The organism is bacterium, assembly GCA_013360215.1.
Lineage (GTDB): Bacteria > CLD3 > CLD3 > SB21 > SB21 > JABWCP01.
The window spans coordinates 1-20,798 of record JABWCP010000012.1 but is presented as its reverse complement, the minus strand read 5'-3'; the positions used below and the strand labels follow the sequence as shown (position 1 = coordinate 20,798).

General features: G+C 46.1%; 16 protein-coding genes. 7 read left to right on the top strand and 9 right to left on the bottom strand.

Annotated features, from left to right (window positions below; translation table 11 throughout):
* Nucleotides 1–42: 42 nt before the first annotated feature.
* From pabB to HUU58_09265, 6 genes are all read right to left on the bottom strand, one after another.
* Nucleotides 43–1,446, bottom strand: a complete 1,404-nt coding sequence (pabB, locus tag HUU58_09290; protein ID NUN45866.1) for an aminodeoxychorismate synthase component I — start codon at nucleotides 1,444–1,446, stop codon at nucleotides 43–45.
* Nucleotides 1,439–2,308, bottom strand: a complete 870-nt coding sequence (locus HUU58_09285) for an aminotransferase class IV (protein NUN45865.1) — start codon at nucleotides 2,306–2,308, stop codon at nucleotides 1,439–1,441. Before HUU58_09285 ends, pabB begins: the two co-directional genes overlap by 8 nt.
* Before the next feature lie 31 nt (nucleotides 2,309–2,339).
* A complete protein-coding gene (locus tag HUU58_09280) occupies nucleotides 2,340–3,992 on the bottom strand; it encodes a Zn-dependent hydrolase (GenBank protein ID NUN45864.1) in 1,653 nt (550 codons plus the stop codon).
* Between the two features lie 32 nt (nucleotides 3,993–4,024).
* The gene (locus tag HUU58_09275) at nucleotides 4,025–7,294 is read right to left on the bottom strand and encodes a PD40 domain-containing protein (GenBank protein ID NUN45863.1); all 3,270 of its coding nucleotides are present in this window, start codon (nucleotides 7,292–7,294) and stop codon (nucleotides 4,025–4,027) included.
* 265 nt (nucleotides 7,295–7,559) lie between these two features.
* A complete protein-coding gene (gene groL, locus HUU58_09270; GenBank protein NUN45862.1) occupies nucleotides 7,560–9,212 on the bottom strand; it encodes a chaperonin GroEL in 1,653 nt (550 codons plus the stop codon).
* 56 nt (nucleotides 9,213–9,268) lie between these two features.
* The gene (locus tag HUU58_09265; GenBank protein ID NUN45861.1) at nucleotides 9,269–9,544 is read right to left on the bottom strand and encodes a co-chaperone GroES; all 276 of its coding nucleotides are present in this window, start codon (nucleotides 9,542–9,544) and stop codon (nucleotides 9,269–9,271) included.
* 417 nt (nucleotides 9,545–9,961) lie between these two features.
* Between HUU58_09265 and HUU58_09260 the strand changes: the two genes are divergently transcribed.
* The 3 genes from HUU58_09260 (at nucleotide 9,962) to HUU58_09250 (ending at nucleotide 13,555) form a co-directional block, all read left to right on the top strand.
* A complete protein-coding gene (locus HUU58_09260; GenBank protein ID NUN45860.1) occupies nucleotides 9,962–10,948 on the top strand; it encodes a hypothetical protein in 987 nt (328 codons plus the stop codon).
* A gap of 443 nt (nucleotides 10,949–11,391) precedes the next feature.
* On the top strand, nucleotides 11,392–11,784 hold the full coding sequence (locus HUU58_09255; protein NUN45859.1) for a bacteriohemerythrin: 393 nt from the start codon (nucleotides 11,392–11,394) through the stop codon (nucleotides 11,782–11,784).
* Nucleotides 11,785–11,923: 139 nt separating this feature from the next.
* Nucleotides 11,924–13,555 (top strand): hypothetical protein, encoded by a 1,632-nt coding sequence (locus HUU58_09250; protein NUN45858.1) that lies wholly within the window; start codon nucleotides 11,924–11,926, stop codon nucleotides 13,553–13,555.
* Nucleotides 13,556–13,585: 30 nt separating this feature from the next.
* Here HUU58_09250 and HUU58_09245 read toward each other — a convergent pair whose 3' ends face one another.
* The gene (locus tag HUU58_09245; protein NUN45857.1) at nucleotides 13,586–15,040 is read right to left on the bottom strand and encodes a trypsin-like peptidase domain-containing protein; all 1,455 of its coding nucleotides are present in this window, start codon (nucleotides 15,038–15,040) and stop codon (nucleotides 13,586–13,588) included.
* A gap of 476 nt (nucleotides 15,041–15,516) precedes the next feature.
* On the opposite strand from HUU58_09245, the gene HUU58_09240 reads away from it, so the two are divergent.
* From HUU58_09240 to HUU58_09225, 4 genes are read left to right on the top strand one after another with little or no spacing between them, the layout of a single operon-like run.
* Complete coding sequence (locus tag HUU58_09240; GenBank protein NUN45856.1) at nucleotides 15,517–16,434, top strand: TIGR01777 family protein; 918 nt, start codon at nucleotides 15,517–15,519, stop codon at nucleotides 16,432–16,434.
* Nucleotides 16,431–17,576, top strand: a complete 1,146-nt coding sequence (locus HUU58_09235; GenBank protein NUN45855.1) for an aminotransferase class V-fold PLP-dependent enzyme — start codon at nucleotides 16,431–16,433, stop codon at nucleotides 17,574–17,576. The genes HUU58_09240 and HUU58_09235 overlap by 4 nt, the downstream gene beginning before the upstream one ends.
* The gene (locus HUU58_09230) at nucleotides 17,573–18,061 is read left to right on the top strand and encodes an NYN domain-containing protein (protein NUN45854.1); all 489 of its coding nucleotides are present in this window, start codon (nucleotides 17,573–17,575) and stop codon (nucleotides 18,059–18,061) included. Before HUU58_09235 ends, HUU58_09230 begins: the two co-directional genes overlap by 4 nt.
* Nucleotides 18,051–19,487 carry an ABC transporter permease gene (locus HUU58_09225; GenBank protein NUN45853.1) on the top strand — a complete coding sequence of 479 codons (1,437 nt, stop codon included), beginning with the start codon at nucleotides 18,051–18,053 and terminating at the stop codon, nucleotides 19,485–19,487. Before HUU58_09230 ends, HUU58_09225 begins: the two co-directional genes overlap by 11 nt.
* On the opposite strand, the gene HUU58_09220 is transcribed toward HUU58_09225, so the two are convergent.
* Together HUU58_09220 and HUU58_09215 are read right to left on the bottom strand one after the other, a co-directional pair.
* A complete protein-coding gene (locus tag HUU58_09220) occupies nucleotides 19,476–19,943 on the bottom strand; it encodes an NUDIX domain-containing protein (GenBank protein NUN45852.1) in 468 nt (155 codons plus the stop codon). The genes HUU58_09225 and HUU58_09220 overlap by 12 nt on opposite strands.
* 20 nt (nucleotides 19,944–19,963) lie before the next feature.
* On the bottom strand, nucleotides 19,964–20,647 hold the full coding sequence (locus HUU58_09215; protein ID NUN45851.1) for a queuosine precursor transporter: 684 nt from the start codon (nucleotides 20,645–20,647) through the stop codon (nucleotides 19,964–19,966).
* Between the last annotated feature and the right edge of the window lie 151 nt (nucleotides 20,648–20,798).

The following is a 20,798-nucleotide window of genomic DNA, read 5'->3' as shown; positions in this document are numbered from 1 at the left end:
ATTGCAGATGATGTGACGATGGGCGATAGAATGACGTATAGGTTATATATATACCGGTAAGTTAATTACTCCCAATTTTTCAAGCGCGCGCAGAATTCCCTGAGCTTTATCCCAACACTCCTGATACTCCTCATCGGGTATAGAATCCCACACGATGGCCCCGCCGGTTTGAAAATAACCGGAGGCTCCGTTGAAAATAAGTGTTCGAATTACCACCGATAACATTGTTTCCCCCGAAGCTTGCATCCAGCCGATAGCGCCGGCATAAACACTGCGCTTATAAGGTTCTAACGATTCGATATGTTGCATGGCGCTTATTTTGGGGGCGCCTGTCATCGAACCGGGCGGAAATGCTGCTTTCACGGCATCCATCATCGTAGCATGTTCGGACAATCGGCTCTGTATCGTAGAAACCATCTGAAAAACGGTGGCGTACGTTTCGACAGCAAAAAGATCTTTCGTAACAACAGAGCCCGCCTGTGAAACGCGCCCAAGATCATTGCGGACGAGATCAACGATCATGAGATTTTCGGCGCGATCTTTTTCATCGGTTTGTAAATCGAAATAATTTTTTTCGTCGGAATCAAAATTACCCGTGCGTGGCCGTGTGCCTTTGATCGGTTTGCTGGTGCATATATTTTGATGCATTTGCAAAAAGAGCTCAGGTGATGAACTGATTACAGCTGTTTCATCGCATTGAATAATCGCCGAAAAAGGCGCGGGACTTGTTTCGACCAACGATCTAAAAATACGACTGTACACGTTCGGATCGTAGCCATCTACCGTCACATCAAAACGCTGCGATAGATTGACTTCGTACACATCGCCCGCAGCGATTGATTCATGCAGGGAGTTAATTTTTTGAATGTATGATGCACGGGTTTCGGTCGGATGAATTTTAAATTGAAGCGGTTTTTCAGGATACGAGGCTACAGGTTGTTGAAGGCGCTCGCGTAATTTCTGAATGCCGGTACGAGTACCGGTAATCCGCGCCTGATGCTCTTGGTGATCTAAAACGATAACGGCGTCAAATTTCATCCATAACGCATCGGACGTATTCAAACACATGCGGGCGTGTGATGCGACTTTTTCCAGATGATCGCGCGTATCATAACCCCAATATCCAAACCAGCCGTCTGTACAAAAATCAACGTTGCCGTGATTTTTTGGCGCGGCATATTGTTGCATCAGATCGTACATGCAATCGAAGGGGTTCCCGTCCATAGACGTCACGCCGGTCGCTGTAGTAATCTCGTTGTGATGAGAGGTACATTTAAAAACGATGGAAGGGTCGCATGCAAGGTATGAATATCGGCCGTACGATGGTTGTAGCAACGAACTGTATAAAAAAATAAATCGCGGAGAGGCGGCGATCGTACGATACAGTGACCAAATATCGTTCGGCCAATCCCAAGGTTCGCTATGTACGTCGGATGCTTTATTCAAGGATTTCGATCAGAGTTTGGCGGTACAGTTGAAGTAATGATTGTGTGATTTTTCCAGGTAAGCCATTGCCTATGGTTTGTTCACCTGCGACGGTTACCGGCAATACATCAATATTGGTATTCGTCAAAAAAACCTCTTCTGCGGTCAGTACATCTTGTTTAGAAAACAAGATTTCCCGCACGGGCAGATGAAGTTTTGTTTCAGCCAAAGTGATGACCCGTGCGCGCGTAATACCCGGAAGTATGCCGCTATGAACCGGCGGCGTGCACAACGCACCTTGACGGACGACAAATACATTACTGGAGGTGCCCTCGTACACGCGTTCGATCGAATCCATCAATAACATATCGTAGCATTTATTCTCAAGCGCCGATTGTTTGGCAAGAACGTATTCCACCGCGCTCAATGATTTGATGGCCGTATCACCGGTGTGTGAACCAAAAAGTGAACTGATCTGAAATCCGACAGATACGCCTTTTTGGTAAATATTATCAGGAATCGTCGGCGCAGGGCGTACGGCGAGGAGGCACGTCGGTTTGATGGTTTTGGAAAATCCAAAACCAAATTGCTCAACCGGGCCGCGGCTTATACTGATCCGTATATAAGCATCTTGTAACGCGTTTCGGTTGAGCAATTCTTGAATGATCGTTCGGAAATTTTCAGGTCCTTGTGTAAGCGGAATTCGCAATCGTTCACAGGCCGTTTTCAAACGGTGTATATGTGCATGCAATGCGATGATGCGCGATTGCACGGACCGCATCGTTTCAAACGCCCCGTCGCCGTATAAAAAACCGCGATCGTTGGGCGACAAAGCTATTTCATCTTCGGGCACATATTTGCCGTTGATCCAGGCTATGGGCATGATTCCGCCATCGGTTTATAAAGTGACCGAATCAAAGTTGATTCATTATATCGTATGTCGTATTGAGATCGCGCGGAATATCGTGAAACTTGGCCAAGTCGGCTTTGATCGCATCGGTCAGTTTACCGTATTTTTCGATAAACGTCTTAGCTCCGTCATAGTTTCCTTCGGCTTCGATTTCAAGCAGTACTTTAGCTAAAGCCGACAGACCGGCTTGAAATTTTTCGGGATGAATTTGCCAATAACCTTGCGCATCACGTCCCAACGCACCTTGTTCTTGCAAAAATGCTAACTGCGCGATGTTGGCTTTACCATGCGCTTCTTCGGCGCCAAATCGGATCGAACGGAACAAACCGACAACGTAGGTTGTATAATGTTTGCGCATGGTTTCCGCATCGTAAATGCCTTGTTTGGCAAAATAATCCATATTGTAAATACCGACAACGTCGGCTTTGGCCTCTTCGATGGCAGAATACAATTCTTTCAAAGCATTACGAACAGGCAGATCGTCTTTACCATAGACAAAACTGCGTCCGAGCGTGTGCGACACTTCGTGCATCGTTACGAATGTCGTAAACGAATGCATGTCTATATATTTACGCGAATCCGGTGCGATAAGACGTTCGCCGAGAGGAAGCAGAATTTTTTGAAACTTAGCTTCCATCAGATTTTTATACATCTGTTTTTTGCCTCCGTATTCATCATGGACTTTCGGATCGTTGGGTAAAGATGCAGCAATCGTTTTTACGCCTTTTTGAAAGTCGCCGCCGAAGTAAACAATATTGACCACCTCAAGCACATTGGCTTTGCCGGCCGAGGAGCGAATGTATTCTTTTTTAGACGGGAGGTTTTTTTCAAGTGCATCCAAGTGCGACTGGAACATTTGCAGTTCTTTGGTGCCTTCGGGATCTTTGACCATCACGGCGCATTCGTGTGCTGTTTTGTAGTTGTACAGACGATCTTCGTAGTTTTCGATGGGGCCGATCACGACGTCTATGTTGTTATCTTTAAGTTTCATCCACGCGACATCGGATGCGTAGTAGTCGTCCGTCAATACGGCTTTGGCGCGCTCGGTGAGATATGTTTTGAGGGAGACATTTTCGCACAATGCAGCGGCTTGCGCAAGCAATTGGCTTATGGCCGTAACTTCCGCTTTGTACACTTCATGAAAAGGAACGGCTTTGAGTTTTTTCCCATCCCGCACGACTACGGTATACAATCCGGTCAGTTCTTTTTCTTCTTTAGGGTTGGCCTTGATATACGCTTCAAATTCTTCTTTGGTCATGTCGGCGGGATAATACGTTCCCGTCAACGGACGTTCGGTGGGCCCTTGCCCGACAAAGCGACGATTGGTTTCCAAATCGTACGGCCCATAATTGATCATCAGGTATTCGTAGGCTTCTTTGGAAGCCGGATCGTTTTTGGCTTTCAGTTCATCACGGAGCCTAACGGCATCCGCATCCGTTTGTTTCCAAAAAATACCATCGGCGATTTGTCCGGCTTTGACCAGTAGTTTGACCATTTCTTTTTCCTTGGCGGAAAGATGGTCCATATTGACGGCGATGTGCGTTTTGGCAAATTCGTCTATTTTTTTCTGCATTTCAGATTTTTCCGGTTTAGGTTTTTCAGCCGGTTTGCATGCGATCATCGTGATCAGCAGAGCCGTGATGAGAAAATGTTTCATGGTTTGGTCCATTGGTTTAGGTTATGAAAAAATTACTTTTTCGGATATTCCGGTTTTTTGGGTAACTCGCGTTTTTTGGTTTTCAATTCTTCCATGATGACCTCGATGCCTTTGGTAAGCTGGTCGTCTATGCCGGCGAATTCACGCGCCGGGTCATTATCTATGACGATATCGGGATCCACGCCGTGTCCTTCGATGATCCATTCTTTGCCGTCGGTATCATATGAACCGAATTCCGGGCGATTCAGATAACCGCCGTCTACGAGCGGCAGTGAGCCGCGAATACCGACGACACCGCCCCAGCTGCGTTTGCCGATGAGTTTACCGAGTTTCATTTTGCGGAAACGGTAGGGGAAAAGATCGCCGTCCGATGCGGAAAACTCATTGAGGAGGCAAACCATCGGACCGACCATCATATCAAAAGGATCCGGGCGGGATGAAAGATTACGTGGCGCATCCACCATAGCGATTTCACGGCGCAGACGTTCGATGAGCATCGGTGATACGTTGCCGCCGCCGTTGCCGCGTACGTCTATGATCAGCGCTTTTTTGCGAAGCTGCGGGTAAAAGTGTTTTACAAATTCGTTGAGCCCGTTGACGCCCATGTCAGGTACGTGGATATATCCGACTTCGCCGTTCGTCGCTTTGTTGACTTTTTCGATATTGGTTTGTACCCATTGATAATAGTATAAGTCCGCTTCGTCAGCGATAGGGGTCACGGCGACGTCGCGCGCACCTTGTTCCGATGGTTTGGAGTTAACTTTCAGCAGGGTTGTTTTGTCGGCGGTATTGATCAGAAGTTCGTTGATATTATTGACTCCGGCGACCGACTGACCGTTGATCGCGATGATATAATCACCGCTGTTTACATTTACGCCGACTTCGGTGAGCGGCGAACGCACTTCTTTCCGCCAGTTTTCACCGGGCAGAATGCGTGCGATACGATAATATTTCGTTGCGGGATCACGTTCGATTTCTGCGCCGAGCAAGCCGAGATTGATACGGCGCGGTTGTTTGCGTTCACCGCCGCCGACATAAGCATGTCCGATATTGAGTTCGCCGATGACTTCGCCGATGATATAGGTCAGATCATTGCGATGGTTGACATGTTCTACAAGCGGTGCATATTTTTTGCGAACGCCTTCCCAATCAACGCCGTGCAGAGCCGGGTCATACAAAAAGTCGCGCATTTGCCGCCAGCACTCGTTGAAGATTTGCATCCATTCTTCGCGATAGTTAACGCGCATCTCCATATTGCCGAGGTCAAGCTTGTCTTTAAATTCGATTTTTCCTTTGGGCAGATCGACGATGGCAAATGAACCGCTTTGGCCGACGAGCATCTTTTTATTATCAGCGGAAATTTCATACCCGTTAAATGATCCGAGTTCGGTTTCTTTTTGTTCTTTGAGGTCAAACACGAAAAGCAGCGGTTTCTCGTCTTTGCTGCCTTGGCGGCTGTAATAAATCTTATCGTCGACGCCTGCCAGATTATAATAGTTGGATGCGCTGACCGGCAATACGATCAGGCGTTGTTTGATGCCATCCAAATCTATTTTTACTGAAGCATCTGCTTTTTTGCCGGCGTCATCTTTTTTGGCTTTATCGTCGGCTTTAGGTTGGTCGTCCTTTTTGATCTCAACTTCGTCATTTTTTGGTTTGAACGGCGAATCCGTTTCTTTGGACAAAGTGACCATATAGATACGCGTCATGTCCTGATAGGAATGATTCCATTCCGTCCAACTGTAAACCGGATTAAAATCGCGATTGGAACCGAAAATCAGATATTTGCCGTCATGGCTGAAAGCCGGCGAACCGGATTCGTACCAACCGTCGGTAATTTCCGTTGATTTTTTTTGATCCAGAGAATACAACATAACACGGCTCATACCGGCATCTTCAGGGCGTGTGTATGCGATCCATTTGCTGTCGGGCGACCACGTATATTCCGAAAATTCCCAAAACGTCGCCTGATCCACTTCAGTTACATTTTTGGTAGCTACATCCACATAACGCAAACGGAGTTTTTTATCCGCCCAGAGAATTTTTTTGCTGTCCGGAGACCAGTACAGCGTATAGTAATAGGTGTCCGCATTTTTGGTGATCGGTGTCGGTTTGGCGCTGCCGTCCTGCGGCATAATGTAGATTTCATTTTCGCCGGATGCATCACCGATGAACGCGATCCATTTGCCATCGGGCGACCATTTGGAAGCGCGTTCGTGCGTACCGGAAGTCTGCGTTAGATTACGCGTGATACCGGCTTTGGACGGTACGGTAAATATTTCGCCGTGCGCACCTAATAAAGCACGTTTACCATCCGGTGAAATTTCAAAATTGGTTACATTTTTGCCGACCTGAAGAAGCGCATTGCGGCCCGATGCGAAATCTTCCTGAATCGAGATCGGTACTTTTGTTGCTTTTTCGGTTTTCAAATCAAAACGATAAATGTAGCCGCCGTTTTCAAATACGATGGCGTCTTTGCCGAGCGAAGGAAACTTGATATCAAAATCCGTGAACGTTGTAAGTTGAGTTGTCGTTTTGGAGGTAATATCATAGCTGTACAAGTTAAATCGGGAGCGGGCGTCGCGGTCGGAAACGAAGTAGATTTTATTGCCGACCCACATCGGGTAAAGATCGGAGGCATTATTATTAGTAATGTTCTCGACCGTTTTGGAGGCAAAGTCATAAATCCAGACATCATCGGCCATACCGCCGCGATAGCGTTTCCATGTACGGAATTCGCGGAAGATGCGATTGTACGCCATTTTTTTATCATCCGGAGAAAAGGACATCCATCCGCCGCGCGGTACGGGTACTTGAGACAGGGCATCGCCCTGCAGATTGACGCTAAAAAGTTCACCGTTCCAATCGTTGAAAGAACGCATGCGGGAGCGGAATAGAATTTCTTCGGATGTATTTTTCCATGCCATCACGATCGTACTGGGGCCCATACGATCAGCAACGTCATCGCGCCCGAGGGTGGCGGTGATGGTCAGACGTTTGGGAACACCGCCGCCGGAAGGCATTACATAAACTTCGGTGTTGCCGTCGTATTGGCCGGAAAAAGCCAGCCATTGACCGTTCGGAGAAAAGCGTGCGAACATTTCATAACCATTGGCATCGGAGGTAAGCTTGCGTGCCAATCCGCCGTTGACAGGGACGGTGTATAAATCACCGGCATAGGTGAACACGATTTGCTGTCCATCCGTCGCCGGGAAACGCATTAAGCGCGACTCTTGTTGCGCTTGTGCCGATGAAAGCGTAAAGAGCGCAAACCATAAGCATAACCAGAGATTCCGTTTCATAACTTTATCCTCGCAGAGATAGTGATAGATATGTAAAAAACATTTTTAACGACGTGGAAACGGTGTAATACTACAAAAACGTTTTGACATTGGGTATGATAAAATGCACGGTTTTATGGATCGGATAAGAACGTTATCGGCCGCAAATTGTTGCATGCTTTCCAAAAAAAATCCCCGTTCTGCATAGCGCAGAACAGGGATTTTATATTTGATGTCCGCCGGCCGTTTTCGCCTGCGGAACTTGGGAGACGTATTAAGCTGACGATTAATACATATCGCCCATACCGCCGCCCGGAGGCATCGGAGGCATAGCGGGTTTGTTTTCTTTCTTCTCATACACGGTGGCTTCGGTAGTAAGGAGCATACCGGATACGGAAGCGGCATTTTCCAAGGCCGTACGGGTTACTTTGGTCGGGTCAATAACGCCGGCTTTGAGTAAATCTTCGTACTGTTCGGTCAACGCGTTGAAACCGAAGTGATCGTTGCCTTCGCGGACTTTTTGGACCACGATCGAAGCTTCGATACCGCAGTTTTCGACGATCTGACGGATCGGCTCTTCGAGGGCGCGTTTGACGATGGATACGCCGAGACCGGTGTCGCCTTTGAGCAGGGTATCATTGATACCGCCGCGGCCCGGTTCGAGGGCTTTTTGAGCGCGGAGCAGAGCCACGCCGCCGCCGGCCACAATACCTTCTTCGACCGCAGCACGGGTAGCGTGCAATGCGTCTTCCACGCGGGCTTTCTTTTCCTTCATTTCGATTTCCGAAGCCGCACCGATACGGATCACGGCAACGCCGCCGGCTAACTTAGCCAAACGTTCCTGAAGTTTTTCTTTATCGTAATCGCTGCTGGTATTTTCGATCTGTGTTTTGATCTGAGCGATACGTCCTTTGATGGTTTCTTTTTTGCCGACACCTTCGACGATCGTGGTGTTGTCTTTGTCAATGATTACTTTTTTAGCGCGGCCGAGGTATTCGACTTTAGCGCTTTCGAGTTTATAACCCGCATCTTCGCTGATCACGGTACCGCCGGTGAGGATCGCGATATCTTCGAGCATCGCTTTACGACGATCGCCGAAACCGGGCGCTTTGACAGCCGCTACACGCAAGGTGCCGCGCAGTTTGTTCACGACGAGAGTGGCCAACGCTTCGTTTTCCACATCTTCCGCGATGATCACAAGACCTTTGCCCATCTGAACTGTTTTTTCGAGAATAGGAAGCAGATCTTTCATTACACTGATTTTTTTGTCATAGATCAGGATAAAAGGATCTTCGAGAACAGCTTCTTGGGAATCGGCATCGGTGATGAAATAAGGGGATAAGAAGCCGCGGTCAAACTGCATACCTTCGACGGTTTCCAAAATGGTCTCATAACCTTTGGCTTCTTCGACGGTGATCACACCATCTTTACCGACTTTTTCCATTGCATCGGCGAGCAATTTACCGATTTCATTGTCGTTGTTAGCGGAGATCGCAGCGACTTGCGCGATTTGTTCTTTACCTTCGACTTTTTTGGTCATTTTCGCGAGTTCAGCGACGACGACTTTGACAGCCGCATCAATACCTTTTTTCAATTCCATCGGATTAGCGCCGGCGGTTACGTTTTTGAAACCTTCGCGCACGATGGATTGAGCTAATACGGTCGCGGTCGTAGTACCGTCACCGGCGACATCGCTGGTTTTGGAAGCGACTTCGCGCACCATTTGAGCGCCCATGTTTTCGATGGGATCTTCAAGTTCGATTTCTTTGGCAACGGTCACACCGTCTTTAGTAACGGTCGGCGCGCCAAATTTTTTATCAATCAGCACGTTACGGCCTTGGGGACCGAGGGTCACCTTTACCGCATCGGCCAATACGTCAACGCCACGTTTCAGTTTTGAACGGGCATCAACATCAAATACGATTTCTTTTGCAGCCATGTTGATGTATCTCCTGTAAGATTGTTATCGTTATCGGTTAGTGTTCTAAAATTAGATTAACCTTGAACGGCGAGGATATCCGACTCGCTCATGATCAGATATTTTTTGTTTTCATAGGTGATTTCAGTACCGGAGTATTTTCCGTAAAGCACCATATCGCCGGTTTTAACGGTGAGGGGTTCGTCTTTTTTCTTGCCGGGACCTGCGGCAACGACTTTACCGACTTGCGGTTTTTCTTTGGCTGAATCCGGAATAATAAGACCGGATGCTGTTTTTTCTTCGGCTTCCATCGGTTCCACGATGACGCGATCCGCTAAGGGCTTCAGTTTCATGAGAGAATCTCCTGTTTATGAAGTATGAGTTAAGAAGTTACTATTATTGGTTAATGGTTATAGCTTGAATTCGTTGGCCGCAAATATACAAGGTTTGTGCCTAAATTCAAGTTTTTTGTTTTTATTTAATTTGCACTCTACTTGTTAGCACTCATAAATCATGAGTGCTAAAATGTCATCATAAGATATGACTTATTGTCTTTTCTCTATGCCAAAATTTCCTTTTACCAATTTGAAGGTTATTTGGGTTGATTAATCTGAAAAAGCGACGGTTTTTTCGTCAATCCGTACTTTTTTGAATCATTATAACATTAAATATCAAATATTTAAAATATGGCATATAAATTGTTTTAATATCATGCAGCGGGTCAGAAAATGTTAGAAGATATTTACCACAAACATAAAGGAGTGAAGCGTATGAAAAAGTATTGGAATGCAAGCCGATGGTTGATCGTAATGATTATGGTCAATTTTTTACTGGTTATCGGGTGTTCTGAAAAAGATAGTTCCAATCTGACAGTTGATGAAGAAGAAATTCAGAATCAGATAATCGAAGATGCGGATGAAATAATCGGCGTAGATATTTTGGGTGAATCGGATGCAACGGGGTATTCCAAGTCCTATGATGGTGAGGCGGTCGTATTGTCTAAGTCCGCGTCGCCTATTGATTCGATCAAAGGGTATGGTCGTGTTGTGCGTATGAGCCGTAGAGATATCCAGATAACGGTTGCCGAAGATACGATGAGCGCCGAAGCGGAAATCACATTTCTTATGAAAGGTAATTTTGTGATTCGTGCGGAAAATCCGGACGGCGAAGGATTGGTCAAATATACTAAGCCGCTCGAACATGAAATGAAACGTATCGTTCGTTTCGTTCGCAATACCGATCCGGAGATAGATCGCCGTTGGCTCGTGAGCGAAGTGTCGGCCGGATTTGGTAGATCCAAAAACGGGACGATGAGTCTGAGCAGCGTCAATGTAACCATACACAGTGCAGCCGGTGTAACGGATTTCGGATTTACCGATCCGCTCGCCTACTTCATCGAACGCGGTGGTTTACCGCAAGTGAGTCAGGGCGATACGGTGACTGTAGAAGTCGGGATTGCGAACAGCAACGCTGACGATGCGCCGATGGGATGGATACATCGCGGTAAAAACCGTAATGCCAAAATTGCAGGTATGCGCGTCAAGCATCTTTTCAACGATGAAGGTACCTATGGCGATCGCGTTGCCGGTGACGGTATTTATACGGTTCGCTGGATTGTAGGTCAGACCGAATTTGCCGGTGTACATGTCGGTGCTTTGGATTTCGTTACTCACAATACTGTGTACGAATCCGATGCGGATGTTGCACCTTATAATTCACTGATCGTAGCGTTACCGTATCGCAAAGTAATCAACTAATTATCTAATTCCCCCTTGGTTTAGTGAAAGACGGTGGAGCGCGTCAAACCGCTCCGCCGTTAATTTTAAATCTGACTAATTAAGGAATAGATGCGTATGGAAAAGCAAGAATACAAAAAAACAATGTTGGCCATTTTTACGGCTGAATTTTTAGCCGTTTGTATCTTGATGTATTTTTATTTACAGTTGGTGCAGTGAACGTTGAACGCAGTGTTTAAAAGCATACGGCGTTTCCTTCTGTACGCGAGCATGCTCTCTGTCAAGACGCATGCCCGATAAGGCGATCGGTAAATTAGAAAATGTTTGTACGCAGATTTGTTTGAAAAATATTTTGTTTCCTTACATCCTTTCCATTAAAATTTACGTATTAACTCTTGATTATAGTTCTATGGCCTTGCAAATTAGGTCGGTTCTTTTGACCTACCTATAACGAGAAAAAATTTATGTCTTTTGTTTGGAAGGATGAATACCTGATCGGTGATAAAGAAATAGACGATCAGCATAAAAATATTTTTCATTTCCTGGCCGACCTGGAGGAAGGCGTCACGCACGGGCGTAGCGATGAGCTGGTCAATCAGGCTATTGATTTTTTGAGCGCATACATCCGCGATCATTTTAAGTACGAAGAGAAGTGCATGCATGAACGCAAATGCCCGGTAGCCGAATATAATGAGCATTCTCATAAAAAATTCTTAGAAGCGTATGAAAAAATTGCGGATAAATATCAGCATGACGGCGACTCGATACAATTGCTCCGCGAAATTCAGGCGTTGGTAAAAGTTTGGTTGGTTACCCATATCATACGGATTGACTCACATTTAAAAAAATGTTCTTAAAATTACTTACCGCTTGTTTGGTGTGAAACCTTATTTGCATTCGTAACAAATTTATTGACATTGCAATAGGGCTCAGTGTATATTGCTCCCCACCAAAAACAAACACGTCGTTTGTTTACGGTCGGACCAAAATACATATATGGAAAATTCTACTTCTGAAGCCTCGAAACCGGATTCGGTATCCCAATCCGGATCTGATGAACCTCCCCAATCTAACGATCCTCAAGCAAAAACCGGTTCTTTACAAGACGAAATAAACCGAATAGAAAGTCGGATTGAATTTAGTATCCGCAAGTATTCGGCAGCCGAAATTGCCATCATCGGTTTTGCTATGGCGATTTTGATCGGATCGATTTTGTTGTTCCTTATTGAAAATCGCGGCGAAAATGTGATATCCTACGTGGATGCGTTGTTTATTTCGACGTCCGCAATTTGTGTAACCGGCCTGACATCGGTTGACTTCAGCAAATTCACTTTTGCCGGTCAAGTCATAACGATGGTTCTGATACAAGTCGGTGGCTTTGGTGTGGTGACGGCATTTCGACTTTTGTGGATTGGTAGAACCGGTAATCTTTCTCCGGGAACAGCACAAACATTAGGTTCCGTGATGGACGTCGAAGGTGAGCATCGTACGATTTTTCAAGTTTTGGCTTCGACGGCTAAAATCACTTTGGCGATCGAAGGAGTAGGTTGTTTACTGCTTTATCTGGCGACGAAAGATCGTTTAGCCGAGGGCCCGATTACACCGTTATGGTTTTCTGTTTTTCATACGATCTCGGCATTCAATAATGCAGGTTTCGGGTTATATACGGATAATCTGATGCCTTTTCGCTCGGATGTGTCTGTGAATATGATTATCGCCGGACTCATCGTATTAGGCGGTATCGGCTACCCCGTTCTTCTCGGCATTGAAAGTTTTTTCCTGCTGATGCTTCACAAAATGCTCAATTTCAGCGAAGCATTGATGGAGATGATCGCCATGCGACGCCCGGACAAGCTGTATCTGGTGGAACCCTTTTATAATTTTGTTGATCGGTTATATTTACGATCCAAAAAATTGCGTGAAGAACTAGCCGGCGTGGCAAGTCCCTTGCAAATGAAAATTGTAATATGGGGAACTGTTGTTCTGCTCGCCATCGGTACGGTACTCATGGCCGCATACGAATGGGATGATCCACATACGCTTGGTCACTACGATGCCGGTGAAAAATGGTTGATTTCATTTTTTCACTCCGTATCTACACGGACGGCCGGATTTAATACCGTTGATATTGGGCTTCTGCAAATCCGTACTTTGATGGTATTTATTTCGCTGATGTTTATCGGTGCAGCGCCCCAGGGTACGGCCGGCGGCATTAAAATTCCTACATTTGCCACTATGCTCGGATATATTCGCAGTTCGTTTCGTGGTATGAATCGTGTCTCTTTGTTCCGCTATGTGGTAAGCAAAGGATCGGTAGGCAATGCCGTGAAGCTTTACGTTTTGAGTTCCACCTTTGTATTGAGCGTGATACTTTTGATGACCGTTTTGGAAACGCGATTTACGCTCATGCAAATGGCGTTTGAAGTCGTAAGCGCGTTTGGTACCGTAGGCCTGTCGGCCGGCATTACGATGTTGATGACGCCGGCTTCGAAAATACTCATCGTTGTAACGATGTTTGTCGGCCGAGTCGGATTACTTACGATCGGGAGTGCGATCATTAAGCCGACAGATTCGTCACCCAATACTGGTACATGGACCGACGACGGTATGAAACTTCAGATCGGTTAATAGAACGATATTTTGTTCAAGCGATTGGTTTTAACGGCGCACCTCTACGGCCGTAAGAATATGATTGGCCGGATTGCGACGATCGGCTAACTGGATAATCACTGCTTCGCCATTTTTTAATTCCCGTGCTGTTTTTTCAAAAACAGAAACGTCATTGATATCCGTTTTTTGGACGCGGGTCAGGATCATGCCTTCGTAAATATTTTGAGCCTTGGCGCGCCATGAGCTTTTGGAAATCATCACACCGCGCATCCCTTGATCACTTAAGTTCTCCACTTCAAACCCAAGCCCGTAACCCCATGATTCTGAACCGATATGTGCATCGTTTTGCCGTTGTATTTTTTCTGCTGGTATATCGGTATTGCCGTCGGGATTGCGCAGCATGACTTTCTTTTCGACGGTTTGCCCGTCGCGCCAAATCTGTAATCGCACACTCTCACCCGGTTTGTGGAGTGCGACGTAGGCTTGCAGTTCGTTGCGCTGAAAAAGCGGCATGTCGTCAATTTGTAAAATCACGTCGCCTTCTTCCACGCCGCTGTGCCGTGCCGCGCCTTTTTCCGTAAGCGATTCTACCAATACGCCGCGGGCTTTATCCAGCCCGATAGCTTTGGCATATATAGCGTCCACATCTTTGATGCCGACACCGATATAACCGCGCACGACACGCCCGTACCGCGATAAGTCCTGAACGGCATTACGCACAATATTGGATGGGACGGCGAAACCGTATCCCTGATACATGCCGGTTCGGCTGGCTATAGCCGTATTAATGCCGATCAATTCACCTCGCATATTGAGCAACGCACCGCCGCTGTTTCCGGGATTGATGACGGCGTCGGTTTGAATAAAATTTTCAACCCCATATTGATCACCGATGATTTCGATTTGACGATTCGTTGCACTGACGATACCTGCGGTTACGGTCGAATTAAGACTGAGCGGCGAGCCGACAGCGATGACCCAGTCGCCGACTTGGATCATGTCCGAATTACCAAACGTGATGGTCGGCAAACCTGTCGCATCAATGCGAATGAGGGCGATGTCCGTTAGTGGATCGGTTCCCAAAAGTGTGGCTTCAAAAGAGCGGCGATCGGCTAAACGCACTACGATACGTTCGGCTTGATCAATTACGTGATTGTTGGTTACGATATAGCCATCGGCGGAAACAATAACGCCGGAACCGACGCCTTGCTCGGGCATATCACGGTGAAAACGGAATTGTGTTTCTTCGTCCGATGAAGATTGTTTTTTTTCGCTTGTAATAGTTACAACCGCCGGTGTCGAAAGCCGGGCAATTCCCGAAAAAGAAGTTGCGGCGAGCTCTGATGCCAGCGCTTGTGAAATGTGAACGATCGGGAACGAATCGGTTGTCGAAGAATTTTGGGCGGAAGGGCGTGGTTTTCCGATATTAAAACTAAGAATCAGCCCTATTCCGATACCAACGAACAAAATCAGTAATAAAAAAAATATGCGATACGATTTCATAATCACCTGCGCAAACGATGTATTGTGGGGTAATGAGTCATTATTATGGTACGAAAAAAAGTAATTTTGTACCCAATTAATTTATGAATTTTAGAGTAGGAAAAAATGAAAATAAAAAACCCAGGGATGAGGGAAACAACCCTGGGTCTCTATCGTAGCCAGAGGTTAGGGGGTAACCTCCGTGGGGGTTTCAAAAACAATGTGATCAGCGATCACACTTTCAATATAATATATCACAGGTTACTGCGCAAGAAAAATATTGCAGTAATCAAAAAATAAATTAAAAATACATAATAATACGGAGTCTGTTTTTTGCAAAACATTGATTAATAATAGGTTAGTTTATTTGGCTTTTAAAAGTAATTATTTTTAATAAAAGTAATTAATTTTTTTTCTTTAGAATTAAAAATGTGCAAATTAAGAGATGAATCTAATACATTGAGCTATTCAAATTCATAATCTTAAATGTATTTTAAATGAAAATCGTACTGGCCGGCGCGACCGGATTTATCGGAAATGCTTTGATAAAGGCATTATTAGAAGAAAAACATCAACTTATCATTCTCTCACGCCGACCGGATGTGGTTCGAAATCAGTGGGGCGATACGGTCAAAGCCGTTTTCTGGGATGCTGTTTCTTCGGGGGATTGGTTTTCCGACGTCAATGAAGCGGACGCCATAATTAATTTGACCGGAGCTAGTATTGCCGGAAAACGGTGGGACGCATCTTATAAAAAAATAATAGCCGATAGTCGGATATTATCAACACGCATATTGATGAAAGCGTGCCACGTAGCGCAACAAAAACCAAAAACCTGGATCAATGCGAGCGCGGTGGGTTATTACGGCGATGTTCCGGAAGGTGCTGTGGACGAAACCCGTCACGCATCCGATGATTTTTTAGGGCGTACGTGTGCTGCATGGGAAAACGAAGCCTTACAAGCGGAAACATTGGGAATACGCGTGGTGTGTCTGCGCATCGGCATCGTGCTTGAAGAAGGTGGCGGTGCATTACAAAAAATGGTTTTACCGTTTAAACTTTTTGTAGGTGGCCCGCTTGGCTCCGGCCGACAATGGTTGCCGTGGATTCACCGTGACGATCTTGTGCGAGCGGTACTTTTTATTTTAAATGAAAAAACCATCCGCGGTCCGGTTAATGGGACAGCCCCTATGCCCGTGACAATGAAACAATTTTCTCAAACACTCGGTTCAGTGCTGCGCCGACCCAGTTGGGCGCCTGTTCCGGGTTTTGTTTTAAAAATAGTTGTCGGAGAATTTTCCGATTCCTTATTAGCCGGTCAGAAAGCTCTTCCGGTAAAATTACAAAACGCCGGTTTTCAGTTTACGTTTGATGAACTGTATGCGGCACTAAGGGATATTTTTATAAAAAAATGAAAAATAAACTCAACCAATGGCGTGCGCTTTTTCCGTCCACTCAACATGGGGTATATGTCAATCATGCAGCCTGTTCGCCGGTATCTACACGCGTGAAATCGGCCATTGACGAACTTTTGACGGTTTCTTCTACGACACACGTTGATAATTTTCCCGTCTGGATGGAAACGCGCGAAAATCTGCGCGGTATCTTAGCACAAATGTTGAACACTCGACCAGCGCATATCGGCTTTGTCAAAAACACATCGGCGGGATTGAACATCCTGGCTGATGGATTGTCGTGGCAACGCGGTGACCATATTCTGATCGCGGAGGGTGAATTTCCTTCCAATGTATATCCTTTTTTAAAATTGCAAGATCGCGGTGTGCGTGTCGAATTTGTGCCGACACCTACAGGGCGCTTTACAACCGATGATTTTGTTTCGCGATTTACCGCGGCGACGCGCCTAGTCTCGGTTAGTTTTGTCCAATACCATAATGGATTTCGAGCTGATTTGGAAGCACTGGGCAAAGCATGCCGTGATCGCGGAATATTATTTTGTGTGGACGGGATTCAGGGTGTCGGAGCCGTCCCTTTGGATGTAACAAAAACCTATGTGGATTTTTTATCCAATGGCGGTCACAAGTGGCTCATGGCGCCGGGCGGATTGGGTTTCGTATATGTCGGTGAACAACTGATTGATCGTTTGACGGTTCAGCAGGTCGGTTGGCTGTCGGTAAAGCATCCGTGGAATCTGCGTGAATATGCTCTGGATTTTCCGGAAGATGCCCGTCGGTTTGAATTGGCTACTGAAAACATGCTGGGTATCTACGGTATGAAAGCATCGGTGTCGCTTTTGATGGAAGTCGGCATTGAAAATATTTTTTATCATATTACGGAGCTCATTGATCTTTTGGCACAGGGTTTGAATGAACAAGGATGGATCATCCGTAGCGATCTAACCCCCATCCATCGTTCGGGGATTATATCGTTTCAGTCGCGTGACGAGCAGCGCATTCCTACGAAAAACGTTTTTGAAAAGCTTATGCAATCGGGAGTTACCGTATCGTACCGCGATGGCGCGATTCGCGTTTCACCGCATTTTTATAATACCGAAAATGAAATACGACAGATTCTCGAAAAACTGAGCGCCGGGGTATGACACAAAAACCGCTTTATATTTTTGACGGATATAACCTGATCAAACGTATTGACGCTTTGCGACGGGAGGAAATAAAAAGTTTAGAGCAAGGACGTCAGGCGCTTTTGGTGCATATCGCTACGTTTAGAAATATGACAAACCACGATGCGGTAGTGGTATTTGACGGAAAAAAAATGTCCCTACAGGTCAAATCCGGAGTGCGCATACTATTTTCTAATCTTCCCAATCGCGCTGATGAAGCGATCAAACGCCTCGTGGATGATCAGGCAAAAGCGCGTACGATCACCGTCGTGTCTTCCGATAACGAAGTGATGTGGTATGCTCAAGGGTGCGGCTGCCGAGTCGAACGCTCCGAAGATTTTTTCCAACGATTGACGACGCTTAAAAATAAACCGGTTTCAGACGAACTGAGCGCGAAAAACGATCCGTCGTTATCGGAACGTGAAATGGATTACTGGCGGAGCATGTTCGAACATGGCGAATAACAAAATAGGGAATCGCATTTCGATACAGAGTTTGCCGGGTTTTCCCGAATTGCGGCGCGGTGATCGTACCTCAGCCATGATCCTGTTCATATCGTGGCTATTGCCGATAGGGATGATTATATATTCGTGGAAGGCCTTTCTCACGGGTTGGCATGCCGCAGTGACCGTACCAATATTGATCGTTACAAATTTTGAGTCCCTTACACGTCTGTGGTCACCGGAAATCATGGAGCATGCGGTGGCTTCTCTGGCGGCATCGGGATGGATCATCGGCGTATTTTACTGGTATCACAAAAAATGCATAATAACTCAACAGAGAATATCGGCATCACCGTGGCGGCTTGCCGGGCAGGCGTTTCGGCGTAATGGCTTTGCCATGTGTTTTTTTTGCATTCTGATGTTACTCGTTCTTATGGCTATATTTGCACCCTGGTATGCACCACATGATCCCAATGCGCAACAAGATATTGTCGTTACTAAATACATAAAACCCATGCACTCCGTTACGGCCTTGCGGCTTAAAAAAAATGATATCGCGCCGCCTAGGCCATCTGCACTAAACTTTTCAGAATACTGGACCGCTACACTTCAAAGCATCAATCAACAGCTTCGACAAACGGAAGAACCCTTACTGTTTGTTGATGAGTGGCATCTTCAGGGTAACGAAGTTTTTTATACACAAGGAATTCAAAAAAAGAAACTGGATATTTCGAATCTGGCAAGTACTGAACCCAAAATTTTTCTAACACAAAGAACATATTGGTTGGGTTCAGATCGCTTTGGGCGTGACATTCTGAGCCGACTGATCTACGGTGCGCGCATTTCGCTGGCCATCGGTATGCTGGCCATGGTGATGGCTGTGGCGCTCGGCACATTGGTGGGTACGATCGCCGGTTATTTTGGTCATCGGATTGACGGATTTCTGATGCGCGGAGTGGATATCATGATGGCTTTTCCTAATTTATTTCTCATTCTGATGATCGTTGCGCTTTTTGGCAATTCGGTTTTACTAATGATCGCCGTATTAGGATTGACCGGATGGATGGGTGTATCGCGTATCGTACGAAGTCAGGTGTTGGTATTGCGTAATAGTGAATTTGTCACGGCCGCGCGTGCATTGGGTTATTCGCATGCACGCATCATGCGTGTGCATATTATTCCCAACACTTTAGCGCCGGTCGTTGTCGCGGCGACGCTGCGTTTAGGCGCGATTATTTTAGTCGAAGCCGGATTGAGTTTTCTTGGTGTGGGCGTTCAGCCGCCTACGGCAAGCTGGGGTAATATGGTGAGTGATGGGCGCGATGCCTTGCTGAACGCGTGGTGGATTTCGACATTTCCCGGTTTAGCGATCGTGTTGACCGTGATGAGTTTTAATATCGTCGGTGACGGTGTACGTGATGCTCTGGATCCCAAACTACGCGCGTAAAGGGATTTCTACGAATCCGGCAACCGTTTTTCCGGTAGTGATGTATTCGTGAACGATACGCAATCCCTCGATTTGAGCCGGCCACGGTAATAAGGTCAAAGCCTCATCATACGATGCCCATCGATATGCGTTATGTTCCCGCGAAAGTGTCACGGTGTCGTTTTGTACGCACGCCGCAAAAACAGGTATGATGTTGACACGATCTTTGGAAGCCTCGTAGAAACTATTGATGTATGGCACGGCCCAAAGACGCATAGCCGTAAGCCCGGTTTCTTCGCTCAATTCCCGTAAGGCCGTTTCCCACGCTTTTTCCCCGTTTTCTATTTTTCCACCGACCATACGCCACGAACCGGCGTAAATCACTTCATTGGCACGTTGCATCACCAGATAACGCGGCCCTTCTTGTGTTTGACGAAAAACGTGGCAGTCTATTACGCGGCAAAGTATTTCAGGCATAGGTTGAATTCCGTATTCATTTATTTTTCGACGGACTGTGCGATCATTGTGTGTGATTCCGAGACACCCAAATAGCGATCAATCATCGCATGGGTCAAATAAATCACGGGTGTCAGGATAATGGCGATGACAAATTTGTAAATATAATTCGTTGCTCCGATCGTCATAATTTGCTCGAAAGACAAAGTATTGCTGAATGCAATGAACAGTACGACAAACGAGTCAATGAGTTGGGATACAAAAGTGGAACCCGTAGCCCTGAGCCAGAGCCATTTCTCACCGGTATGTTTGCGGATGGTATGAAAAATTTGAATATCAATAAATTGCCCGATGAGATACGCCGTAACCGAACCTAAAATAATGCGACTGGACTGGCCAAAAACAGCGTTGAACTGTGCATCGGATACGGGTGAAATCGCCGCCGCAGGAATACTCATATCAATAAATAAAATAACATACACAAAGCCGATCAGTACCATGCCAAGCAATGTGACGAAACGAATACCGGGTTTTCCGTAGTATTCATTGATCAAATCGGTTACAAGAAAAGTAATCGGAAACGGGATCGTACCCATCGTGAGTATAAAAACCCAATTTTCGGAGACGGAATGTTGAATGAGTTTACTGCCGGTGATTTCGGCGACGATCAATGCCGAAATAAAAATGCCGCAAAGAATCGTATATAACTTTTGTGCGCGGGTCATACTAGGGTTCCGTTTTTTTTCAATATGAGAATTCGTCAGGCGAATTGCAAGATAGGGATACTGAATAAGATCATACCCCCTTTGGCTGTTGTTTTCAAGTTTGAATTTCCAGAGCAGGTCGAGATTGAATGTAGGAAGCGTAGCAATTTTC

Excerpts from the sequence above, each read along its gene's own strand:
- HUU58_09245 (NUN45857.1), bottom strand. The coding sequence starts at position 15,040 with ATGAAATCGTATCGCATATTTTTTTTATTACTGATTTTGTTCGTTGGT.
- HUU58_09235 (NUN45855.1), top strand. The coding sequence starts at position 16,431 with ATGAAAAATAAACTCAACCAATGGCGTGCGCTTTTTCCGTCCACTCAA.
- HUU58_09230 (NUN45854.1), top strand. The coding sequence starts at position 17,573 with ATGACACAAAAACCGCTTTATATTTTTGACGGATATAACCTGATCAAA.
- HUU58_09250 (NUN45858.1), top strand. The coding sequence starts at position 11,924 with ATGGAAAATTCTACTTCTGAAGCCTCGAAACCGGATTCGGTATCCCAA.
- HUU58_09275 (NUN45863.1), bottom strand. The coding sequence starts at position 7,294 with ATGAAACGGAATCTCTGGTTATGCTTATGGTTTGCGCTCTTTACGCTT.
- HUU58_09265 (NUN45861.1), bottom strand. The coding sequence starts at position 9,544 with ATGAAACTGAAGCCCTTAGCGGATCGCGTCATCGTGGAACCGATGGAA.
- HUU58_09255 (NUN45859.1), top strand. The coding sequence starts at position 11,392 with ATGTCTTTTGTTTGGAAGGATGAATACCTGATCGGTGATAAAGAAATA.
- HUU58_09260 (NUN45860.1), top strand. The coding sequence starts at position 9,962 with ATGAAAAAGTATTGGAATGCAAGCCGATGGTTGATCGTAATGATTATG.
- HUU58_09280 (NUN45864.1), bottom strand. The coding sequence starts at position 3,992 with ATGAAACATTTTCTCATCACGGCTCTGCTGATCACGATGATCGCATGC.
- HUU58_09240 (NUN45856.1), top strand. The coding sequence starts at position 15,517 with ATGAAAATCGTACTGGCCGGCGCGACCGGATTTATCGGAAATGCTTTG.
- HUU58_09225 (NUN45853.1), top strand. The coding sequence starts at position 18,051 with ATGGCGAATAACAAAATAGGGAATCGCATTTCGATACAGAGTTTGCCG.
- HUU58_09215 (NUN45851.1), bottom strand. The coding sequence starts at position 20,647 with ATGACCCGCGCACAAAAGTTATATACGATTCTTTGCGGCATTTTTATT.
- HUU58_09220 (NUN45852.1), bottom strand. The coding sequence starts at position 19,943 with ATGCCTGAAATACTTTGCCGCGTAATAGACTGCCACGTTTTTCGTCAA.
- HUU58_09285 (NUN45865.1), bottom strand. The coding sequence starts at position 2,308 with ATGCCCATAGCCTGGATCAACGGCAAATATGTGCCCGAAGATGAAATA.
- groL (NUN45862.1), bottom strand. The coding sequence starts at position 9,212 with ATGGCTGCAAAAGAAATCGTATTTGATGTTGATGCCCGTTCAAAACTG.